The organism is Lysinibacillus phoenicis (genome assembly GCF_047238325.1).
Taxonomy (GTDB): Bacteria; Bacillota; Bacilli; order Bacillales_A; family Planococcaceae; genus Lysinibacillus; species Lysinibacillus irui.
This window is the reverse complement of record NZ_JBDFMP010000002.1, coordinates 2,830,706-2,852,033: the sequence shown is the minus strand read 5'-3', so window position 1 is coordinate 2,852,033 and position 21,328 is coordinate 2,830,706. Positions and strand designations below refer to the sequence as shown.

The 21,328-nt window shown below is 35.5% G+C and carries 21 protein-coding genes; 12 read left to right on the top strand and 9 right to left on the bottom strand.

Annotation, left to right across the window (positions count from 1 at the left end; all coding sequences use genetic code 11):
• Positions 1–17: 17 nt before the first annotated feature.
• Positions 18–872, bottom strand: a complete 855-nt coding sequence (locus ABC382_RS15620) for a CheR family methyltransferase (RefSeq protein ID WP_274795029.1) — start codon at positions 870–872, stop codon at positions 18–20.
• A gap of 5 nt (positions 873–877) precedes the next feature.
• Entirely contained in the window at positions 878–3,619 is a 2,742-nt protein-coding gene (locus ABC382_RS15615) for an ATP-binding protein (RefSeq protein ID WP_322611874.1), read from the bottom strand.
• 185 nt (positions 3,620–3,804) lie between these two features.
• Here ABC382_RS15615 and ABC382_RS15610 point away from each other — a divergent pair, with 185 nt between their 5' ends.
• From ABC382_RS15610 to ABC382_RS15585, 6 genes are all read left to right on the top strand, one after another.
• Entirely contained in the window at positions 3,805–4,995 is a 1,191-nt protein-coding gene (locus tag ABC382_RS15610; RefSeq protein WP_274795031.1) for a M14 family metallopeptidase, read from the top strand.
• Between the two features lie 187 nt (positions 4,996–5,182).
• Complete coding sequence (locus tag ABC382_RS15605) at positions 5,183–5,512, top strand: PadR family transcriptional regulator (protein WP_274795032.1); 330 nt, start codon at positions 5,183–5,185, stop codon at positions 5,510–5,512.
• Positions 5,509–5,916, top strand: a complete 408-nt coding sequence (locus ABC382_RS15600) for a permease prefix domain 1-containing protein (protein ID WP_274795033.1) — start codon at positions 5,509–5,511, stop codon at positions 5,914–5,916. The genes ABC382_RS15605 and ABC382_RS15600 overlap by 4 nt, the downstream gene beginning before the upstream one ends.
• Before the next feature lie 293 nt (positions 5,917–6,209).
• Positions 6,210–6,575: a hypothetical protein gene (locus ABC382_RS15595; RefSeq protein ID WP_322611875.1), complete on the top strand. Its 366-nt coding sequence runs from the start codon at positions 6,210–6,212 to the stop codon at positions 6,573–6,575.
• Between the two features lie 199 nt (positions 6,576–6,774).
• Positions 6,775–7,182 carry a MarR family transcriptional regulator gene (locus tag ABC382_RS15590; protein WP_312506380.1) on the top strand — a complete coding sequence of 136 codons (408 nt, stop codon included), beginning with the start codon at positions 6,775–6,777 and terminating at the stop codon, positions 7,180–7,182.
• Between the two features lie 145 nt (positions 7,183–7,327).
• Positions 7,328–7,987: a hypothetical protein gene (locus ABC382_RS15585; RefSeq protein ID WP_412926957.1), complete on the top strand. Its 660-nt coding sequence runs from the start codon at positions 7,328–7,330 to the stop codon at positions 7,985–7,987.
• A 396-nt stretch (positions 7,988–8,383) separates the two neighbouring features.
• Here the strand turns inward: ABC382_RS15585 and ABC382_RS15580 are convergent, their stop codons facing one another.
• The 4 genes from ABC382_RS15580 to ABC382_RS15565 all read right to left on the bottom strand — a co-directional run bounded on the left by ABC382_RS15580 (position 8,384) and on the right by ABC382_RS15565 (position 12,600).
• Entirely contained in the window at positions 8,384–9,463 is a 1,080-nt protein-coding gene (locus tag ABC382_RS15580; RefSeq protein WP_274795038.1) for an ankyrin repeat domain-containing protein, read from the bottom strand.
• Positions 9,464–9,690: 227 nt separating this feature from the next.
• Complete coding sequence (locus ABC382_RS15575) at positions 9,691–11,172, bottom strand: malate:quinone oxidoreductase (protein ID WP_274795039.1); 1,482 nt, start codon at positions 11,170–11,172, stop codon at positions 9,691–9,693.
• Positions 11,173–11,560: 388 nt separating this feature from the next.
• On the bottom strand, positions 11,561–12,328 hold the full coding sequence (locus ABC382_RS15570) for a nucleotidyltransferase domain-containing protein (protein ID WP_322611473.1): 768 nt from the start codon (positions 12,326–12,328) through the stop codon (positions 11,561–11,563).
• Between the two features lie 122 nt (positions 12,329–12,450).
• Positions 12,451–12,600 (bottom strand): hypothetical protein, encoded by a 150-nt coding sequence (locus tag ABC382_RS15565; protein ID WP_274797399.1) that lies wholly within the window; start codon positions 12,598–12,600, stop codon positions 12,451–12,453.
• 156 nt (positions 12,601–12,756) lie between these two features.
• Here ABC382_RS15565 and ABC382_RS15560 point away from each other — a divergent pair, with 156 nt between their 5' ends.
• On the top strand, positions 12,757–13,248 hold the full coding sequence (locus tag ABC382_RS15560) for a hypothetical protein (protein ID WP_274795041.1): 492 nt from the start codon (positions 12,757–12,759) through the stop codon (positions 13,246–13,248).
• A gap of 66 nt (positions 13,249–13,314) precedes the next feature.
• Here ABC382_RS15560 and ABC382_RS15555 read toward each other — a convergent pair whose 3' ends face one another.
• Both ABC382_RS15555 and ABC382_RS15550 read right to left on the bottom strand, forming a co-directional pair.
• Positions 13,315–13,590 (bottom strand): hypothetical protein, encoded by a 276-nt coding sequence (locus tag ABC382_RS15555; RefSeq protein ID WP_274795042.1) that lies wholly within the window; start codon positions 13,588–13,590, stop codon positions 13,315–13,317.
• Between the two features lie 173 nt (positions 13,591–13,763).
• On the bottom strand, positions 13,764–13,976 hold the full coding sequence (locus ABC382_RS15550; RefSeq protein ID WP_274795044.1) for a hypothetical protein: 213 nt from the start codon (positions 13,974–13,976) through the stop codon (positions 13,764–13,766).
• Positions 13,977–14,203: 227 nt separating this feature from the next.
• Here ABC382_RS15550 and ABC382_RS15545 point away from each other — a divergent pair, with 227 nt between their 5' ends.
• Genes ABC382_RS15545 through gnd form a run of 4 tightly spaced genes read left to right on the top strand, consistent with a single transcriptional unit; the run spans position 14,204 to position 19,258 of the window.
• Positions 14,204–14,935: a GntR family transcriptional regulator gene (locus ABC382_RS15545; protein ID WP_274795045.1), complete on the top strand. Its 732-nt coding sequence runs from the start codon at positions 14,204–14,206 to the stop codon at positions 14,933–14,935.
• Positions 14,928–16,469 (top strand): gluconokinase, encoded by a 1,542-nt coding sequence (gene gntK / locus ABC382_RS15540; RefSeq protein WP_274795046.1) that lies wholly within the window; start codon positions 14,928–14,930, stop codon positions 16,467–16,469. The genes ABC382_RS15545 and gntK overlap by 8 nt, the downstream gene beginning before the upstream one ends.
• A 15-nt stretch (positions 16,470–16,484) precedes the next feature.
• Positions 16,485–17,831: a GntP family permease gene (locus tag ABC382_RS15535; RefSeq protein WP_274795047.1), complete on the top strand. Its 1,347-nt coding sequence runs from the start codon at positions 16,485–16,487 to the stop codon at positions 17,829–17,831.
• A gap of 26 nt (positions 17,832–17,857) precedes the next feature.
• Positions 17,858–19,258 carry a decarboxylating NADP(+)-dependent phosphogluconate dehydrogenase gene (gnd, locus tag ABC382_RS15530; protein WP_322611474.1) on the top strand — a complete coding sequence of 467 codons (1,401 nt, stop codon included), beginning with the start codon at positions 17,858–17,860 and terminating at the stop codon, positions 19,256–19,258.
• 60 nt (positions 19,259–19,318) lie between these two features.
• Here the strand turns inward: gnd and ABC382_RS15525 are convergent, their stop codons facing one another.
• A complete protein-coding gene (locus ABC382_RS15525; RefSeq protein WP_322611475.1) occupies positions 19,319–20,848 on the bottom strand; it encodes a histidine kinase N-terminal 7TM domain-containing diguanylate cyclase in 1,530 nt (509 codons plus the stop codon).
• Between the two features lie 110 nt (positions 20,849–20,958).
• On the opposite strand from ABC382_RS15525, the gene ABC382_RS15520 reads away from it, so the two are divergent.
• Positions 20,959–21,291: a BRCT domain-containing protein gene (locus ABC382_RS15520; protein ID WP_274795050.1), complete on the top strand. Its 333-nt coding sequence runs from the start codon at positions 20,959–20,961 to the stop codon at positions 21,289–21,291.
• Positions 21,292–21,328: the final 37 nt, after the last annotated feature.

Below are 21,328 nucleotides of genomic sequence, written 5' to 3'. Positions count from 1 at the left end.
GGATAGCCTCTTACTCGTTAATATATTTTTTGATAAATTCTTTCATTGCTAGCAATTTCACTATATTTTGAAATAACCTCATCAAAGCGCAATGTTTCTTTATCCCCTAAGCATAGAAAACCTTGCTCACTTAGACTTTCATAAAACAACTGATGTACTTGACTCTGTAGCTTAGGTGAAAAATAAATAAGGACATTTCGACATAAGACTACATGAAACTCATTGAATGATTGATCTGTTACTAAATTATGTTGAGCAAAAATAATATTTTTCAATAATGTTGGGTGGAAGTAGGCATATTGATAATCTGTATTATAGTACTCCGAAAAAGCGTGGACACCCCCAGCAAGCATATAGTTTTTCGTATAAGCCTGCATTTTATGAATAGGAAAAGCGCCTTTCTTTGCTTTTTCTAATACTTGCTCATTCATGTCTGTTGCGTAAATTACTGCCCTATCGATTAGCCCCTCTTCTTGAAGCAAGATAGCCATAGAGTATACTTCCTCACCTGTCGCACAACCAGCATGCCAAATCCTTATTTCTGGGTACTCTCGTAAAGTGGGGATCACTTTTTCACGAAAGGCTTTAAAAAAACTAGGGTTACGAAACATTTCGGTTACATTTATCGAAAAGTCATTCAAAATTTGCTCTAAAAATTCCTTATCATGAATGACCTTTTCTTGTATACGTGAAATCGTTGGAATGTTATTTATTCTCATCCTATTGAAAATTCTACGCGAAATCGATGAGCGATTATATTGACGAAAATCATACCCAGATAAACGATAAATAGCCTCTAGTAACAAATCAATTTCTAAATTTGTTTGCTTATTTAATTGTATATTTTGCTCCAAAGGCTGAAATTGTTCCATGTTCATTAACTCCCTTTAGAAACCAACCATACTCTTAAAACCGATATTAATTGATCTAAATTTAATGGCTTACTAATATAATCTGATGCACCAGCCTGTAACGATTTATCGCGATCATTTTTCATAGCTTTTGCTGTCAGCGCAATAATCGGTAAATCTGTGCGTTTCATTTGTTGACGAATAATAGTCATCGCTTCATAGCCATCCATATTAGGCATCATAATATCCATCAGAATAAGATCGATCTCAGCATTAGCTTGCATGACCTCTAAACATTCAAGTCCGTCTTTGGCCACTAAAATGTTCATACCTCTTTTTTCTAGAGCAGTTTTTAACGCATAAATATTACGGTTATCATCATCTACTATTAAAATATTTTTCCCTTGGAAGACCTCTACTTCTTGTTGAAGAGCTTCCTCCATTTCTTGTGGTTGTTCTTTTATTTGTTCCTCTTCTACCGTCGTAGCGGCAACTTCGTTCATAGCAAGCTTTTGGCAATGTTCCTCTTCAATTCCATTTGGTAAACTTGGAATCGTTAACGTAAAGCTACTTCCTTGTCCCTCTGCACTTTGCAGCGTAATCCAGCCACCAAGCAGCTTAGCAAATTCCTTACAAATTGAAAGACCGAGCCCAGTTCCACCATATTTCCGAACTGTAGCACCATCTGCTTGCTGGAATGATTCAAAAATTAGCTGATGCTTGTCTTTTGGAATACCTATCCCTGTATCAGATACGGTAATTTCCAGCCAATCTGTGCTTATGTCTTGCATATTATTTGTTAATTGTTGTGGTGTTAGCTGGTTAATGGCTAATGATACAGATCCTTGTTCCGTAAATTTAAACGCATTTGATAATAAATTTTTTATGATTTGATGGAATCTCTTTTCATCCGTATAGAATACATCTACAACATGATCTGCCTTTGAAATATCGAATGCTAAATTTTTCTTCATTGCAACAGGTGCAAAGGTATGTTCAATTTGCACTGGTACTTCACTCATATTCACTTCATTAAAAATGATATCAAGCTTCCCAGCCTCTACTTTTGATAAATCTAAAATATCATTGATTAAAGCAAGTAAATCTTCTCCAGAAGAATGAATCACTTTAGCAAACTCTGTTTCCTCGTCTGTTAAGTTTTGTTGACTATTTTCTGCTAGCATCTCCGATAAAATTAATATGCTATTTAAAGGTGTTCTTAATTCATGTGACATATTTGCTAAGAACTCGGATTTATAATTAGAATTAAGTATTAGTTGTTCTGCACTTTCTTCTAATTCCTTCTTCGCCCTCTCCAACTCTCTAGATTTAGATTCAGCCTCTTTCGTGCGCTCTTCTAGTTGCTCATTAATCATTGTCAGCTCTTCTGTTTGCATTTGTAACTCTTCAGATTGTGTCTGAAGCTCTTCTGACTGTACCTGTAATTCTTCTGTCATTGCTCTGGATTCATTTAATAGACGAACAATTTCCATACGCCCTAACACACTATTCACTGTTAAGCCAAATGTTTCAGTAACTTGCTGCACTAATTCTTGCTGCAACTCACTAAATTTAGTCATTGTTGCGATTTCTACCACTGCTATAATTTCATTCTCAAAAATTATAGGGATCAATAAAATATTTTGCGGCCTTACTTCACCTAAACCCGTTCTAATTAAGCGATAGTCTTGCGGAATATTATCATAAAATAATATCCTTTTTTCTAATGCGCATTGACCGATTAATCCTTGTCCCATTTTAAAGCTTTCAATACCGACACGGTCATCTCCATCAGCAAAAGCAGCCTTTTTCACAAAATGTACTTGTTCCTCTGTTACTTCTCTGACATAGAATGCACCAAGGGAGGCTTGTGTTTTCTGTGCTACTTCTGATAGGAAGATCTCAGCTAATTTTGTAATTGCTGAAACACCTTGATATTTTGTCACGATTTCTGCAATATTACTTTGTAACCATTCTCTCTTTTCTACTGACTCTAACAGTATATTTGTTGCTTCAGCAAGATCATTTATTTCATCATTAGAGCTCACATGGATTCTTCTCGTGAAATCACCTTTCGTAGCAGCCATTTCTTTAATGGTTTGTGTAACTTCCGTTATCGTTCTCACGATTGAACGTGAAATTCCACTAGCTATCACAATGGCAATGACAGAAACTAAAATTAAGATCCCAAATAAGCCACTTGTTAATTTACTATTCTGTTTGTCTAATTGACTTGCCTTTGCTTGTGTATACGCATTTTCAGTTGAGCGGAAGGAATCAAATAATTTGCGCATTTTCTCCATATCTTGGCGCCCACTATCTACTTTAAAAAATTCATTCAACGCTTCTATATTATTATCCTTTTTCAATTGGATTGTTGGCTTACCTGAAGTATTTATCCAATGTTCAATCGTTTCCTCTATCTCTTTTAACTTTTCCTGTTGAGAAGGTTTTTCCTTCATTTGCTGATAGAGATTATTAAAATCTAACTTCCAATTTTCAGCCGCATTATCATAGGGCTCTAGATAACTTGGTTCACCTGTAATGATGAAACCTCGCTGACTCGATTCCATATCTAATACATACTTTTCAATCTCATTGGTTAAAGTTTGAACATTGGAATCGTATTTAATAATAAAATTCCGTTCTTTTTGTAAAGAAGTAATTTGATTATTTAATATGACAACGGCAGCAAGTAAGCAAAGAATGATTACGATATAACCTAATGTAATCTTGGAGCGTATACCCAATTTCAATTTATTTAACATTTGGTTTTCCTACCTTTACCTTTCTTTCACTTTATTATTATTACTAGTATACATGCAAAAATAACTAATTATCTCTTCTTTTAACATTCACAATAAAGAAACTTTGCCAATTTCATATTAATAAGTCTAGAATTTTTTCATATACATCATATAGTGAACGAATTCTAATTAAGGAGAGAATACATGTGGATATCATCGTAAGGCCAGGAGATTCACTTTGGCATTTTAGTGAAGTGTTTAACATACCACTTCAACTAATTCTAGATTCCAATAAAAATATTAATCCCCAATTTTTAAGAGTTGGACAACGCATTCGTATTCCTGGTTTTATAAACATTAGCTATCAAATCAAACAAGGGGACTCTTTTTGGCAGATTGCACAGAGTCGAAACCTGCCCCTCATCGCCATATTACTCGTTAATCCTGGTCTCAACCCCAATCACTTACAAATAGGTCAGATCATTCACATACCTCAACGCATTACATGGCGCTTAGTTGAAGGTAAACAAAATTACACGTACACTCATATGATGAATGATATAAAAAAGCTGCTCAACGTATATCCTTTTCTCCAAAGTACAAGCATTGGGAGCTCCGTTTTAGGGAAAGAACTCCCTGAGCTTTTAATTGGCAATGGAGCTAAACGTATTCATTATAACGGCTCGTTTCATGCGAATGAATGGATTACTACACCTATTATTCTAACATTTTTAAATGACTATTTGCTCGCCCTCACTAATCAAAGTAGTATTCGTGGCATTTCTCCATTTTCTTTATATCAACAAACATCCCTTTCTATAGTACCCATGGTGAACCCTGATGGAGTCGATTTAGTATTACAAGGCCCACCAAGTGATGAAGCATTAAAAAATCAATTGATTACATGGAATAATGGGAGCTCCGATTTTTCTGGTTGGAAAGCAAATATCCATGGGATCGATTTAAATGATCAATTTCCTGCAAAATGGGAGCTAGAAAGTGCCCGCAATCCCAAATCACCTGGCCCTAGAGATTATAGTGGGGAAAGGCCTTTATCTGAACCCGAAGCCATTGCAATGGCCAACATGACCAAGCAACGTGATTTTTTAAGAGTTCTAGCATTTCATACACAAGGTCGCGTTATTTATTGGGGCTTTGAAAATCTTGAGCCCCCAGAATCCGAAGTCCTTGTGAATGAATTTAGTAGAGTTAGTGGCTATGAGCCCATTCAATCTGCAGGTAGCTATGCAGGCTATAAAGACTGGTTTATTCAAGATTGGCGTAGACCGGGCTTTACCGTTGAGCTGGGAAGTGGTACAAATCCTCTCCCCCTCAGCCAGTTTGATGACATTTATGACGAAGCTTTAGGGATTTTCCTCGCTGCATTGTATATGTAAAAAGATTGTGCGAACTCCACTCACCATGAAAGAATCCTTTTAGGATTTTCAGTGAGTGGAGTCTTTTTGTGTGGTATTGTCTCGGCATATTAGCACTATAAAAAAGAAAACAAATTACTTTGACAGGTAGAGTAATGTTTGCTAATATTACTCTAACAGATAGAGCAATAAATAAAGTAGGTGACTTATGGTTCGCAGTGATATTATCCGAGGACATTTGGATTCGATTATTTTACGGCTAATTTCAGAAAAGGATCGTTATGGCTACGAAATTTCTCAGGAAATAAGTCTCCGTACAAACAATCGGTTTCAAATCAAGGAAGCAACTTTGTATGCAGTTTTTCAACGACTTGAGAAAAAGGAAATTATTGAAGCCTATTATGGAGATGTTTCACATGGAGGCAAAAGAAAGTATTACCGTATTACTCCATTAGGTAGAGCCTATTTAAATGAGTTAGTGAAAGAATGGTCGGAAGTAAAAGAAATAATCGATTTATTTATGGAGGGCTTAGAATGAAAAGAATAAAAAACCATATTGATGAGCTTTTTAAAGATATTCCTCGTAACAACGAGACTGAAATGGTCAAACAAGAGATTATTGAAAATCTTGAAGAAAAGGTATTTTATTTGATGGATCAAGGAAAAGAACAAGAAGATGCTATTAATAAAGCAATTGTAGAATTTGGAGATATTGAAGACTTAAAAAAAGAATTGGGCGTTAAAGAGCCTGCAAAGAAAAACATGGCAAAATTAAATTTAGAGTTTTCAATTTGGGGAAGTAGCTTAATTATTGCCTTTTTTATTTTCATTAATCTTTATTACACGCCGCATACAATTTGGGCAATCTATCCGATCTTCGCTATTCTTTGGTGGCCTTTATCTATGTACTTTGTGTGGACGCGTAAGAGATGGGGTGAATAATCATGAGGAACTTTATTAACTTTTCTATAGCTGGGAGCTTGATGACAATGATTTTCTTAGGGATTGTCAATTACACGACATCGCCTCAAACAATGTGGTTTATCTACCCTTGCATACTGCTTCTACTATGGCCTATTACATTATTTTTTATGTCAAAAAAAATGTATAAACAATACTCTCTCGTTTGTAGTGCTATAATTATCTCGTTTCTTATTATCGAAAATTATCTATACGCTCCAAATCATTTATGGTTCATTTATGCCATCTATCCGATTATCTGGTGGCCACTTCTAATGTATTTAGGAGAAAAAGCAAAGACGTTACAAACAGCACTTATTGGCTCTGCTTCTACAATTATATATTACGCATTGCTAAATATCATGGTATCTCCACAATATCCTTGGGCGATTTATCCCGCATTTTTAGTCATGTGGTGGCCTCTTGCTTTATATCATGCTCAACGCAAAACTTTTGTAGCCTTCTCCGTTACAGCTACATTGCTAATTAGTATCTTTTTCATTACAGTCAATGTTATTTCTTCACCAAGCGTTATATGGGCAATTTACCCTATTTTCGTGACACTATGGTGGCCACTAAGTATGTACTTTTATGTCTATAAAAGAAGAATGTATCACGCTACTTTTGTGAAACGAATGTAAAAAAGAAGTCTATTAAAAAATTCATAATATACCTTGATATGATGTTTCCTTTCTTTTATTGGCGCTACTATTCCCACCATGGACTCATCTATAAAAGGGGCTAAGGTACTTGTAGCTTTTAAACAATTATTAATGATTGGAAAGGTTAATTTAGTTGCTATATAATTTAACCATTAAATATTTTAACGGACGTGATTATATGGCTGAAAGTCTACACAATGTAGAGATTATTATGAAGGAAATGCTAGATATACAGCAAAAGTCAAAAATGTTTGTAGAGCTTTTATCTAAAGGGGAAGCGTTATCACAAAACCAATTAATTTTACTCCTGCAACTAAAAATAAATGATGGTATGAAGGCGACAGAAATTGCCGAATTCTTCAGTATCACTCCTGGAGCTGTCACTTCCATGTGCGATAAACTGGAAAAACTAGAGCTGATACAACGAATTAGAGAAAATAATGACCGCCGTGTCGTCAAAATGACTTTAACAAGCAATGGGGACAAAAAGGTTCAAGAAATCTTTTTAAAGTTTTCACAGGATAAACTCATAGATATGGCCAATATTTTACGTGAAGTAAATCAATTAATGAATAAAATTTTTTAGGATTTCAACAAATTGAAATCCTTTTTTATTGCCTCAAAATTAGGGAATTCATTTGTTCTTGACAAAGGGAAGTTGCATATACTTTAATTAATATATATTTTAGTAATTAAAATATATATTAATTAAAGTATATGAGGTGACTTTTATGTTTCAACAACTGCGTACCCTAACACTTACGAATGGCCGTATTAAACATTTGGATATTGAGTATGAGCAATTAAATATTCGTGGAGCCGTAACAATACATCAAGAAGTTCGCATGCAAAAAGTGTCTACTCATGGCCATAGCTCATTTTATTTTCCCGTTTTTGTCCATGAATTTAACAGCACAGGTTCATGTACGTTAAAAGATTATTGTGAAATCGATGAACTAACAAATGCAGGTAACCTTAAAGTAAAAAAAGGTTGTGTCCAAAAAATCAATAGTACCGGGAAAGTAATAATTGAAGGGAAACTACAGAGCGAACATTTTGAGGCTCTTGGTGTAGTGAAAGCCGCTGAATTAGTAGCTAATCACTTTCAGTTGAAATTATCAGGAGAAAGTAAAATTGGCAGGCTGCAAGCTGAAAATGTAATGATAAAAAAAGATCGAGTGACACTTCTTCCATTATTTAAGAAAAGGTTAATTTGTCACACAATCAGTGGAAAACAGTTAAAGCTATCTTATACAAATGCACAAATTGTGGAAGGTGAAGTAGTTATAGTAGGAGAAAATTGTCTCATCGAAAGGCTTTATTATACAGATGATTATTCAATCGATTCAAATGCAGTCGTGCATCATATTATTCGGAGGGAAATAGAATGATATTCCTAAAAATGCTACAAGCTTTTTTTTGCTCACTAGCTCTTGTTGTATTGTCAGTTCTATACATTGGCTTACTCTTAAGTGCTATACTATCTATATTCTCTGGCTTTTTACGAACATTCGGACTGGATCAAATTAAAATGAGTATCTGGTACGGTGTAGATATACCTATTATTTTCAGTATCCCTCTAGCACTTCTAGTAGCTGTACTTCTGTTCTTTTGCGCCACATACATCAAACGTTCTATTGTATTCTGTATATCCAAACTTCGCGTTTAGAATAATCAAGAAAAGGCATATTCTTTTGGGAAACTGCCTTTTCCTGAGCAATACGATGACTCTTTTTATTAAGGTAATCATTGTTCCATTCTCAGTTATCAAGTATTAAGGAACATTGCTAAAGCTCCCCTTCTAGAAAATTGATGATGTAGACTTCTGGTCTAGCAAGAAACTCTGTAAAGCTGCATAAATCAGCGTATTCTTCATGCTCCACATCATAGCACCCAATTTGGCCCTTTCCATTTGGGTTCCACACTACTTCTATGTCAGAATAATTATCAACATATGCCGAAAGTCGGAGAAGTTTTTGACGACCAAGCTTCATCTCAATTGTGTCTGTAAGCTTAAAAAACTCAATATACTGAATGTCATAATCATTTGGTGGAAGTTTAAGATACAATTTATCACCCGTTAGAAAATCGACCAATTCATCTGGTAAATTATATTTATTTAATGCATATTTTTTATTTACTATTGAATGAAGTTCCGCAGGTTCTTGTGCTTTCAAATAATTCGCTAGCTCTTCATTTTTCAAACCTACGGCAATAGTATAAGCTCTTTCTCCATTTTTCTCGGTTAAAGAGACATCTGCACCACGTTCAACCAAATATTTCACCATAGCAATATTCCCCATGCGTGAGGCAATAGTTAACGGTGTGGCAGCATAGGGGTAAACCATGTCAGACTTTTGATAATTAATATCTGCCCCCTCATCGAGTAAATAAGTGACTGTTTTCATATCATAATTAGCTACAGCCTCACGTAATACGGCCCCACCATGTTCTTTAATATCTAGTCCGAGCTCATGAATAAGTGGGATATTTTTTTTATTCCCATAGTAGGCCTGTGAAAAGGCTCCAGAACCAACCTGATTATATCCATCTAGATTTGCCCCTTGTTTGACAAGGTAACGGATGATATTCTCCTTACAATATCGAACAGCAACTAAAAAAGCAGGGTTTTTTTCGACATTCAAGTTGACATTATATTCAACTAACAGTTTTACTACATCAAATTTTTGTAAAATCAGTGCTAAGTTTAATGGACTTAACGTGGTATGCTTACTTAATATAAAATGTTCTTCAATATTCCAGCCCCTATTCTTTGCTACTCGTAAAGCGGTGATATTACCAGTATAAATATGCATTGCAATCTCTGGTAGCTCCTGAAATGTCCCAATATCTTTTAGCTTAATCATCTATTGAATGGCTCCCTTCCTACATTTACGAAAAGTATAGAAAACAACCTATAACAAAACAACAGGATATATGGCTCCAGTTTTAAAAAGATCATGATGAAGTCAAAAAGATTTATACTAATTTTTATAGTTACTTTGTTAAAATTGTGGCAAGCATTAAAAATTTCCCAGGAAAAGGCATACAAAAAGAGCTCTCAATTTTAACTAGATTGAGAGCTCTTCCTTATTTATTTCAAACCTAGTGCTTTATCTGTTGTTGCATTAATTTCTTTTAGAAGCTCTGGGTTTTCTGCTAAAGATAAACCATATGATGGGATCATTTCTTTAATTTTTGGTTCCCACTCTTTGATATGTTGAGGGAAACATTTATTAAGAACCTCAAGCATAACATGTACAGCAGTAGACGCACCTGGTGAAGCTCCGAGTAAAGCTGCAATTGAACCATCAGCAGCACTTACAACTTCCGTACCAAATTGAAGTGTACCTTTACCGCCTGCTTCTGTATCTTTAATAACTTGTACACGTTGACCAGCAACGATAATATCCCAATCATCACTCTTCGCGTTTGGAATGAACTCACGTAACTCTTCCATACGTTGTTCTTTTGAAAGCATAAGCTGTTGGATTAAATACTTTGTTAATCCCATCTCTTTAACGCCTGCCGCTAATAAAGTTGTGATATTATGCGGTTTAACAGAAGCAAATAAATCCATATTTGAGCCTGTTTTTAAGAACTTAGGTGAGAAACCTGCGAATGGTCCAAATAGTAGTGATTTTTTATTATCAATATAACGTGTATCAAGATGCGGTACTGACATTGGTGGAGCACCAACTTTTGCTTTTCCATACACTTTTGCATGATGCTTTTCAGCTACTTCTGGATTATTACATTGTAAGAATAGACCACTAATTGGGAATCCACCAATATGTTTTCCTTCAGGAATACCAGATTTTTGTAGTAATTCTAGGCTTCCTCCACCAGCTCCAAGGAAGACAAATTTCGCTGAATGATATTCCATTTTACAGCCGTCTAAATCATGCACACGTACTTCCCATGAACCATCACTAGTTTGTTTTAAACTTTCAACACTGTGTTTGTAGTTCACATCTACATCTTGTGCTTTTAAGTGGTCAATTAACATACGTGTTAAAGCACCAAAGTTAACATCTGTACCAGTGTCAATTTTCGTTGCAGCAATATCTTCACCAGCTGGACGATTTTCCATAATAAGTGGAATCCATTTTTTTAGTGTTTCAGGATCTTTTGAGAATTCCATTCCTTCAAATAAAGGATTTTTTGTCATCGTTTCATGACGTCTTTTTAGAAACTCAACATTTTCTTTCCCTTGTACTAAACTCATATGTGGTAAAGGCATAATGAAGTCTTGTGGATTATTGATCAGCTTATTGTTTACAAGATACGACCAAAATTGTCTTGAAACATGGAACTGTTCATTAACATTAATCGCTTTTTTGATATCGATTGATCCGTCTTTTTTCTCTGAAGTGTAGTTCAGCTCACATAGTGCAGCATGTCCAGTTCCAGCATTATTCAATTCGTGAGAACTTTCCTCGCCTGCTTTCTCAAGCTTTTCAAACACTGTAATTTTCCAATCTGGTGCTAATTCTTTGAGTAATGTTCCCAAAGTTGCACTCATGATTCCGGCACCAATTAAGATAACATCTGATTTAATTTGTCTGTTACTCATTTTTACCTTCCTTATATATTAAGATTTGCAGAAAGGATGTAAGCACTCCTGCTTTAGAAGTACTGTAAGCCATGGAGCAACCTCGGAGCACACCATTTCTGTATCAATTATTACCTTATTGCAGTTTATCACAATTAGTTCAAGAATAAAATATCAACTATTTATATGAGAGTTATCCGCTTTTTTCGAGTCTTTCTGTTCATAATTCAAGCAAAAAACTCACTATTTCTTACGGATAAAACTAGGATTATTTAAGCTTTTTGGAATAATCGGCCTAAAAATGGTTGACATTTTCATAAAAAATAGGTTCTTTTTTTATTATATCTATATAATAACATAAAATTAGGGAGCTCGTCTTGTTTCTGAACTAACTCCCTACTCCTTAAGTTTAATCATCGATTGGACTTTTCATATGCCAGCCATCTATACGAAAACCCCCCATTTTTTTGAGTACATAATTGACTAATGCTTCAAATAACTCCATCTTCTTTTGAGCATCATCTTCTTGCATTGCTTTCATAAAAGATTTTTTAAAGTAATCATCTGGAAATGCTGTCTTACAATATTTTTGTAGATACAGTGGATCTTCAAGATACGCACAGATTTGATAAGAAGGTATCATTTCTAAATTCAAAAAGTGACAGTACTCCGTAAACAAATTAGCTAATTCGTTATGGTACGTAAAGGTAAAGTCTTTCCTATCTTGTTCATAACAGTCCTTTAAATTATCTAATGCATCCCATAATCCGTATTTTTTTATTTCTAAGACAGTTTTATTCACTTTCTTATATCTTTTGCTTAGCCACTCTTCTGCTTCATATTTTAGGTCTTTTATTATTCCAGTATAATCATATAAAATTCTACCTGTTTTAAATTGCACCATCGACATAGTTCTACGCTTGTTAAAATCATCTAGGAAATACCGACGAATTTGACTTGGAGGATTAGCAAAGTATTCAATTAGAAACCCATTAATCACTCGATTGCCTCTTTCCCGCCATGCCACATCTTCTGCCAAAATAATATGTACATCGATGTCAGATCGCTTAGAGGGATTCCCCGTAACATAACTCCCACAAACAAGCGCTCCTATAACCTCATCTCTGTCTTGCCAATCTTTTAAGAACGTTTCTAGTGCTGTTTTCCATTTGTCCAACAATTAATCAATCCCTTTTGTAATTTTTTAATAGTATTATTTTTTTCTTCAGTCATTCCCTATTTCTATAATAGAGTTCATTGAATAAAAAAACCGTACTCTCTTTCAAGTACGGTTCTTAGTTAAAATAAACTTGATAAAAATGTTTGCATAGATGTTGGTAATAGCTGATAGAACAGTCCTTCATATTTAATATCGAGTACGCCCGCAATGATGATAATAACGATTATGAAAAATAAAAGAATTTTCTTATTTTTAGAAGTCCACTTCAATAGATTCACTCCCCTGACTTTATAGTAAGCATGTTCAGTATAGATGGGTTTATATAAAGTAGTCATCCCTAATTTATAGTTGTCACTTAATTTTATAATGTCACATAAATTAAAATAATACGGTAAAATCGATCATTATGTAAGAAAGGAATGACTATGGTAAATTTTAAATCTTTTCGTGGTGTGATAACAAACATAAATAATTTTCCTGTAGGACAAAATGGGGACCGAGATGGCTGTTATAAAATGATGACTGTAGAAGATGGAACTGGTGGAGTCGTAAATTTTATCATTTCTCCTTCTACTTATTTTGTAAATCAAGAAATCGTTACAACAGGTCAATGGGTTACAGGTTATTATGATGGTGATGCACCAGTACCAATGATTTATCCACCACAATATCGTGCATTGATTGTTGTCAAAGAAAGTAATTATCAAAATGTTAAGGTGGACTATTTTAATAACCAATTAGTTAGTAATGATGGACAATTACAATTAAATCTTTCTTCTACTACTATTATTTCACTTAAAAACGGTCAACCTTTTTCAAATAATCCAGCTAATCGCAACCTCATTGTCATTTATGGTCCTACTACTAGAAGTATTCCTGCGCAAACTTCACCATATGAAATCATTGTTTGGTGTTAGTTACATCACTAAAATGATAAACGGCTTAGTTCCCTCTTTATGGGTGTAAGCCGTTCATATTTGTCATTATCTATTCATATCATTTTTCATTTCATGCAATTGCTGTTTAATCTGATCCAAATATTCTTTATTTTGCTGAACAGTATCTAAATGTTCACCATATTGCTCTGCATTAAAACGAGCATTTTCTGCATGCTTAATTTGGTTAAAGGCATGCTCTATTGCTATTTCTTCTGGATGTGACTTTGCATGCTTTAACATGCGATCAGCCTTTTGTACAGAATTACTAAACAATGTACTAGGATGATCCTGCTTCCAACTTGTATCTGAGTGTTTAGCCAATTGATACATCTTCCCTTCCTAAAGAAATTTCATTGTTCTAAAAGTAGTATTATGAATTGCTTAGGAAATATGTATGGAAGAAAATTAAAAAACAGTATTTCCCAGGACATAAAAAGAACTAAGGCTAAATCCTTAGTTCCTCTCAATGTGTTGAATAGATAGTCAAATATAAACTAGTGCCACGCAGTTCTCTCACTAACCGGTTGTTTGATACCTGTTTTTCCTTGCGTTTCAGCAAAGTTCTTGACCTGTGATGAAGCCGCATCAAGCCCAAATTCAGCACCAAACTCTTCCTGAGGAAGTTTCTGACGCTGCTGAATTGATTGCTTTGCACTTCTCGTTCCATTTGCTTTTGCATTGTTACGATTTGTTTTCATATTTGACATAACCATCCTCCATCGATTATTTGAAAAGTTTCAAAACCGTTTATTTGGTTTTTTAAACTTCTCACTCTAAAGTTTGTCCATCGAGGAATAAAAGAATGTGCATTAAATTTTCTATTTAGCTAAGGATAATGTTGAGGCTTTTTCAATGTTAAGTCGCTTGCAATCTTATTTTCTTTCTGACTATAATACTTGTATACAAGTATACTCTGGATCGAAAAGGTGATATTATGAGCGAATTAAAGGATTACTTATATCCACAAAAATGGCTTTCTAAGGCTTCAACAGGCGATCGCGTAGCATATGAACTTAGAATGCGTATTATTTCAGGATTAATTGAAAGCGGTACCATTCTTTCTGAAAATAAACTTGCAGCAGATTTTGAAGTAAGTCGTTCGCCCATTCGTGAAGCATTAAGAATATTAGCGGCTGAAAATATCATTCGATTAGAAAAAATGGGTGCTGTTGTCCTTGGTTTATCGGAAAAAGAGATTGAAGAAATTTATGATGTTCGATTGCTGATTGAAACATTTGTGTTTGAACGTCTTATAAAAATGGATACAACTAACTTAGCGCTAGAGCTTAGCAAAACATTAGAAATGATGAAGGTTGCCATTAAATATAACGATGCAGACGAATTTTCTTATCAGGATATTATGTTCCACGAGGCAATTATTCGCTCCATCGGACATTCCTATATCACCATGATTTGGAATAATTTAAAACCAGTAATGGAAGGCTTAATTTTATTATCAATGCGTATGCGCTTTAAAGAAAAATATGAGGATTTTACTCGCATTGTGAAAAATCACGAACTCTATATTGATGCTATTAGAGCCAAAGATCGAGAGCTTATGATCAAATCCTTACATGAAAATTTTGATGATGTTCAAGGCAAGGTAGAAGACCTATGGCGGTCACAGCAAATGCTATCTAAAGGGGTTGAGCCACAAAATGACTAACTATATGTTAGGTGTTGATATAGGGACTACTAGTACAAAAGCTGTGTTATTTAGTGAACAAGGTAAGGTTATTCAACAAGAAAATATAGGGTATCCATTATATACGCCTGATATTTCAACAGCTGAGCAAAATCCAGAAGAGATTTTTCAAGCTGTACTGCAAGCCATTTCTAACATTATGAAAGTCCATTCAGATAAATCATTATTATTTGTGTCCTTTAGTAGTGCTATGCATAGTGTAATCGCTATAGACGAAAATGATTTACCGTTAACACCTGTTATCACATGGGCAGATAATCGTAGTGAAGCTTGGGCACATAAAATTAAAGATGACTGGAATGGTCATGAAATTTATAAAAGAACAGGTACACCTATTCACCCAATGTCACCTCTAAGCAAAATTACTTGGCTTGTGCATGAACATCCTGAAATCGCGTGCAAAACAAAGAAATATATCGGTATTAAAGAATACATTTTTAAAAAATTCTTTAATCAATATGTCGTCGATTATTCATTAGCCTCGTGTATGGGCATGATGAATCTCCACACATTAGATTGGGACGAAGAAGCGTTAACTGTTGCCGGTATTTCGAGAGCACAATTGTCGACACTCGTACCAACAACTCAATTATTTTCGAACTGCAATGACCTTTTAGCTAAACAAATTGGTATTGACCCACAAACACCTTTTATCATTGGTGCAAGTGATGGCGTACTTTCTAATCTAGGTGTGAATGCCATTCGAGAAGGTGAAATTGCTGTCACAATTGGGACAAGTGGTGCTATTCGCACTATTATTGATAAGCCTAAAACTGATGTGAAAGGTAGAATTTTCTGCTATGCCTTAACAGAGAATCATTGGGTCATTGGTGGACCTGTAAACAATGGCGGTATGGTACTTCGCTGGATTCGGGATGAATTTGCTTCATCTGAAATTGAAACAGCCAAAAGACTCGGGATTGATCCATATGAAGTATTGACCAAAATTGCAGAACGTGTAAGACCGGGTGCTGATGGATTGCTATTCCATCCGTATTTATCGGGTGAACGTGCACCTTTATGGAATCCAGATGTACGTGGATCATTTTTTGGTTTAACCATGTCGCATAAAAAAGAACATATGATACGAGCAGCTCTTGAAGGGGTTATCTACAATTTATATACCGTCTATTTAGCATTGCTCGAGTGTATGGAAACTCCCGTAACTCGTATTCAAGCGACAGGTGGTTTTTCACGCTCTGAGATTTGGAGACAAATGATGGCTGATATTTTTGAATCGGAAGTAGTTGTCCCTGAAAGTTATGAGAGCTCCTGTCTTGGTGCTTGTATTTTAGGTTTATATGCTATCGGAAAAATCGATTCCTTTGACATTGTCGCTGATATGATTGGTGACACTTATAAACATACACCTATCGAAGATGCAGCAAAAGAATATAGACAGCTACTCCCTATTTTCATTCGTTTATCCAGGGTGTTAGCAGATGATTATGCATCCATTGCTCAATATCAAAGGAGCTTAATTAAGCCCGACTAAAGAGGAGGAGAATACATGCCATTAATTATTGTAGGTATTGGTATTATCGCACTGTTAATTTTAATAATGGGCTTTAAATTAAATACGTTTATCTCATTAATTATCGTTTCATTTGGAGTGGCATTGGCTCTTGGGATGCCTTTAGATGGCATCGTGAAGACGATTGAAGCAGGATTAGGCGGTACATTAGGTCACTTAGCATTAATATTTGGACTTGGAGCTATGCTAGGGAAACTAATTGCTGATTCAGGAGGGGCACAGCGTATTGCCATGACCCTTGTTAATAAATTTGGGGAAAAGAATATCCAATGGGCTGTTGTAGCGGCATCCTTTATTATCGGTATAGCTCTTTTCTTTGAAGTAGGATTAGTGCTATTAATCCCTATAGTCTTCGCTATTTCAAGACAATTAAAGGTTTCTATTTTATATTTAGGAATTCCTATGACTGCAGCATTATCTGTTACACACGGATTTTTACCACCTCATCCAGGACCAACTGTCATCGCTGGTGAATTCGGGGCAAACATTGGTGAAGTTTTACTTTATGGATTTATCATCGCCATTCCGACCGTTATTTTAGCAGGGCCGCTATTCACAAAATTAGCGAAAAGGTTAGTGCCTGAATCATTCAACAAAACTGGTAATATCGCTTCTCTTGGTGAACAAAAAACATTTGAACTAGAGGATACACCTAGTTTTAGTATCAGTGTTTTCACTGCACTACTACCTGTTATTTTAATGTCTATCGCTACTATTATTACACTGCTACAAAAAACAATAGGCTTTGAAGATAATGGCTTCTTAGCAGGAATCCGCTTCATCGGTGAAGCTGGTACATCCATGTTAATCTCCTTACTAGTGGCTACCTATACGATGGGAATCGCAAGAAACATTCCTATTAAACAGGTCATGGAATCATGTACTACAGCAATTACTCATATCGGCATGATGCTCTTAATAATTGGTGGAGGGGGCGCCTTCAAGCAGGTATTAATCGATGGTGGTGTTGGGGATTACGTTGCTGAGTTATTCCATGGAACTACCTTATCACCGATCTTACTTGCTTGGATTATCGCCGCTATTTTACGTATTTCATTGGGATCAGCTACCGTTGCTGCTTTAACAACAGCTGGGTTAGTCATTCCAATGTTAGGTCAAAGCGATGTAAACCTTGCCTTGGTCGTATTGGCAACGGGGGCAGGAAGCTTAATTGCTTCACATGTCAATGATGCTGGTTTCTGGATGTTTAAAGAGTATTTTGGGCTGAGCATGAAGGAAACCTTTGCTACATGGACACTACTCGAAACAATAGTATCTGTGGCTGGTTTAGGATTTATTTTATTACTTAGTTTATTTGTTTAAGAAATGTATAAAAAGGAGCGGGCACAATGTTAAATACAATAGGCGTTATTGGTTTAGGCGTGATGGGCAGTAATATCGCTTTAAACATGGCTAATAATGGCGAGCAAGTAGCCGTTTATAATTACACACGAGATTTAACCGACAAACTTCTAGAAAAAGTCGAAGGACAGGCGCTTACTCCCTACTATGATATAGAAGACTTCGTACAATCTTTAGAGAAACCAAGAAAGATTTTTTTAATGGTTACAGCAGGAAACGCTATTGATTCTGTTATTCAGTCTGTAGTGCCTTTCCTTGAAAAAGGCGATGTGATTATGGATGGTGGTAACTCACACTATAAAGATACTGAGCGTAGATATGATGAATTAAAGGGACTAGGAATCGGATATTTAGGCATTGGTATTTCTGGTGGTGAAGTTGGTGCATTGACAGGTCCTTCTATCATGCCAGGTGGAGATCAAGAGGTCTATGAAAAAGCTGCGCCTATTCTTACGAAGATCGCAGCACAAGTAAAAGGGATGCCATGCTGTACGTATATTGGCCCTAAAGGTGCAGGTCACTTCGTTAAAATGGTCCACAATGGAATCGAATATGCAGATATGCAACTAATTGCCGAAGCTTATACATTTTTAAGAAAAAATGTTGGGTTATCTGTTGAGGAAATTGCTACTATCTTTGAAACTTGGAATCAAGGCGAACTAAAAAGCTACTTAATCGAAATTACAGCTGACATTTTAAGAAAAAAAGATGAAGTAACGGGATTACCGCTAATTGATATGATTCTTGATAAAGCAGGTCAAAAAGGGACTGGAAAATGGACTAGTATGCAATCCATTGATAATGGTATTCCTACATCCATTATTACAGAGGCCTTATTTGCACGCTATATTTCATCATTAAAAGGGGAGCGAGTTCGTGCGGAGGCTGTATTAACAGGACCTGACTACAATCAACAAAGCCTTGATAAAGAGGTTTGGGTTGAATACGTACGACAAGCTTTGTATATGGGTAAAATCTGTGCTTATGCGCAAGGTTTCACACAATATAAAATGACATCGGAACTTTATGACTGGAACTTGCCATTAAAGGATATTGCATTAATTTTCCGTAGCGGCTGTATTATCCGTGCAGAGTTCTTAAATGTTATTAGTGAAGCCTACCAACAGCAGCCTACTCTAGATAATTTATTAATTGACCCATACTTTGCAGAAAAGACGAAGGACTATCAAATGGGATTGAGAAAAATTGTGTGTGAAGGTATACAAGCAGGTAATGCATTCCCATGTTTAAATGCTTCTCTCACATATTATGATAGTTATCGCACAGGTTCATCAAATGCCAATATGTTACAGGCCCAACGTGATTACTTTGGCGCTCATACGTATGAACGTATTGATGCAGAAGGTGTTTTCCATACAAATTGGTAAGTAAAAAGCTAAAATATACATCATTCCCTATCGATGACTGATTGTATATTTTAGCTTTTTTTATTCTCTATAAACATGGACTCGATTACGTCCTGCTTCTTTTGCTGCATATAAGGCTTTATCGGCTTTATTCAAAAGCTGATAAAGCGACTCTTCTCCAATTTTACCCTCTGCCACTCCACAGCTAATCGTCGCTCTAATAGTGCCCACAATAGTCATAAGGGGAGAAGTCTCTATGCTGCGACAGAGCTGATTTGCTAATTTTTCACCTTCAGCTAATGTATAGCCCTTGAGTGTAAGAACAAACTCCTCACCGCCATACCTTGCAAAAAATTGTCCATTTTTCAGCTCACTCTGGCAAGCCTTTACAACATGAACAAGTAATTGATCCCCAGTTGCATGTCCATACGTATCATTTACATGTTTAAAGTGATCAATATCCATTAAAACGACTGTAAAGCCAGAAGCTTCTTCGTACGTTTCTAGATGTTTGAAAAAAGCTCGACGATTATAGATTTGTGTAAGCTCATCATAGTAAGCCTGTTGTTCTAACATATGCTGTAGCTTTTTTACTTCAGTAAAATCCGTGAAAATTAGCAGTAACCCATTACCATGATTAACATGCTGGAGTGCTGATATACGTACTTGATAAGTACGATTGATATGGTTTAGCTCAATTTCTTGCGTATTCTCTATCGCTTCCAAATTAAAGGGCATAAATTGTCCAGTTACCTGGAGCCACACCTGGGCAAAGTCCATACCAAACATGGATCTAGATAGTTGAGGGAACATTTGGTTACACGATTGATTAAACTCTATTAATCGTGACGATTCATCTAGCACAATGACACCATCATTGATATTATGAAATATTACATCCTTAGTAATAGGCATGACGCTAAATAAACGAGAGGAACTTATTGACCATAAATACAACAGTGAGGAAGCCCATAACACCATTGGAACGGGATCAACTCCTTGAGGTGTTAAGCCCAACAAGTAAATAAATGCGGTTACCATAGGGATCAGCTGACCACACATTAAGGCAATGAGTTGTTTTCGATAGGCTTTACTTGTTTCTTTCCATTGCTTTACTATTAATAAAAATGCTACAAACATACAGCCAAATGTAAATATCCCATGTATGATATACCATACTCCAATTTCCTGATGAATATAAGGTGATCCCAATACAGGGTCAATTTCAAATACTCTATAATGAAAATGGTGCATATCATTTGTAGCAACCATGATTAAGCTGATAAAGGGGATGGAAAGTAGTGCAATTACCTTTTTCCTTGTCAGTTGAAAGCCCAAATATCTCATGATAAACAATAGTCCGAGAGGTGTTGAAGTGGCCATACCTGCGTATTGAATAGCGGTCCAAAACTTTATTGCCCCCAATGTTGCCGCTATTAAACCAAAAGCAGAGGCAAAACAATATATCGATATTAATGCGGTATAACTAATAAACAAATGCGCAATTTTTGTATAGTTAAATCGTTGTAGAAATACGTATAAACATAAATACAAATTTAGTACACCCGATGTGCAGCCAAGAGTAATAAAAGCAGTCAATTGTGAATTCATGTCTATGTACCTCTTTAAAATTTTTAATTTTAATGTAGCATACATATAAAATTTTGTGGATTTATTTATTGCTCAAATGGTAGCTAAAAAAATTTTTAAGGAGTACCAGTATGACTAATAGGGACAACCCTGAAATCATTTTTATTACAGATCCAGCCGAAAGCCTAACCCATCCGTTTTTTAATAAACAAATTGTTTTTACTGGAGCTCTTTCTACAATGACCCGTTCAGAAGCAGCTAAACAAGTAAAAGTTTGTGGAGGGTCCTTGCAAGGCGCCGTTACACAGCAAACAGATTTCGTTATTCTTGGAGATAAACGTCGTGGTATTAGTACTAAACAACGTAAAGCAGAACACCTCATAAATCAGGGTCATGACATTCAACTAATAATAGAGGATGATTTTTTATGGCTTATTTCGATGAAAGAGGACATTCAAAAATAAAAGGAGTATGTAAGATCAATTTACATACTCCTTTTTT

What these genes read in the sequence shown, in the direction of transcription:
- ABC382_RS15620 (WP_274795029.1), bottom strand. Translation starts at nt 872, where the DNA reads ATGGAACAATTTCAGCCTTTGGAGCAAAATATACAATTAAATAAGCAA.
- ABC382_RS15615 (WP_322611874.1), bottom strand. Translation starts at nt 3,619, where the DNA reads ATGTTAAATAAATTGAAATTGGGTATACGCTCCAAGATTACATTAGGT.
- ABC382_RS15605 (WP_274795032.1), top strand. Translation starts at nt 5,183, where the DNA reads ATGGTTCGCAGTGATATTATCCGAGGACATTTGGATTCGATTATTTTA.
- ABC382_RS15600 (WP_274795033.1), top strand. Translation starts at nt 5,509, where the DNA reads ATGAAAAGAATAAAAAACCATATTGATGAGCTTTTTAAAGATATTCCT.
- ABC382_RS15595 (WP_322611875.1), top strand. Translation starts at nt 6,210, where the DNA reads ATGTATTTAGGAGAAAAAGCAAAGACGTTACAAACAGCACTTATTGGC.
- ABC382_RS15590 (WP_312506380.1), top strand. Translation starts at nt 6,775, where the DNA reads ATGGCTGAAAGTCTACACAATGTAGAGATTATTATGAAGGAAATGCTA.
- ABC382_RS15585 (WP_412926957.1), top strand. Translation starts at nt 7,328, where the DNA reads ATGTTTCAACAACTGCGTACCCTAACACTTACGAATGGCCGTATTAAA.
- ABC382_RS15580 (WP_274795038.1), bottom strand. Translation starts at nt 9,463, where the DNA reads ATGATTAAGCTAAAAGATATTGGGACATTTCAGGAGCTACCAGAGATT.
- ABC382_RS15575 (WP_274795039.1), bottom strand. Translation starts at nt 11,172, where the DNA reads ATGAGTAACAGACAAATTAAATCAGATGTTATCTTAATTGGTGCCGGA.
- ABC382_RS15560 (WP_274795041.1), top strand. Translation starts at nt 12,757, where the DNA reads ATGGTAAATTTTAAATCTTTTCGTGGTGTGATAACAAACATAAATAAT.
- ABC382_RS15550 (WP_274795044.1), bottom strand. Translation starts at nt 13,976, where the DNA reads ATGTCAAATATGAAAACAAATCGTAACAATGCAAAAGCAAATGGAACG.
- ABC382_RS15545 (WP_274795045.1), top strand. Translation starts at nt 14,204, where the DNA reads ATGAGCGAATTAAAGGATTACTTATATCCACAAAAATGGCTTTCTAAG.
- gntK (WP_274795046.1), top strand. Translation starts at nt 14,928, where the DNA reads ATGACTAACTATATGTTAGGTGTTGATATAGGGACTACTAGTACAAAA.
- ABC382_RS15535 (WP_274795047.1), top strand. Translation starts at nt 16,485, where the DNA reads ATGCCATTAATTATTGTAGGTATTGGTATTATCGCACTGTTAATTTTA.
- gnd (WP_322611474.1), top strand. Translation starts at nt 17,858, where the DNA reads ATGTTAAATACAATAGGCGTTATTGGTTTAGGCGTGATGGGCAGTAAT.
- ABC382_RS15525 (WP_322611475.1), bottom strand. Translation starts at nt 20,848, where the DNA reads ATGAATTCACAATTGACTGCTTTTATTACTCTTGGCTGCACATCGGGT.
- ABC382_RS15520 (WP_274795050.1), top strand. Translation starts at nt 20,959, where the DNA reads ATGACTAATAGGGACAACCCTGAAATCATTTTTATTACAGATCCAGCC.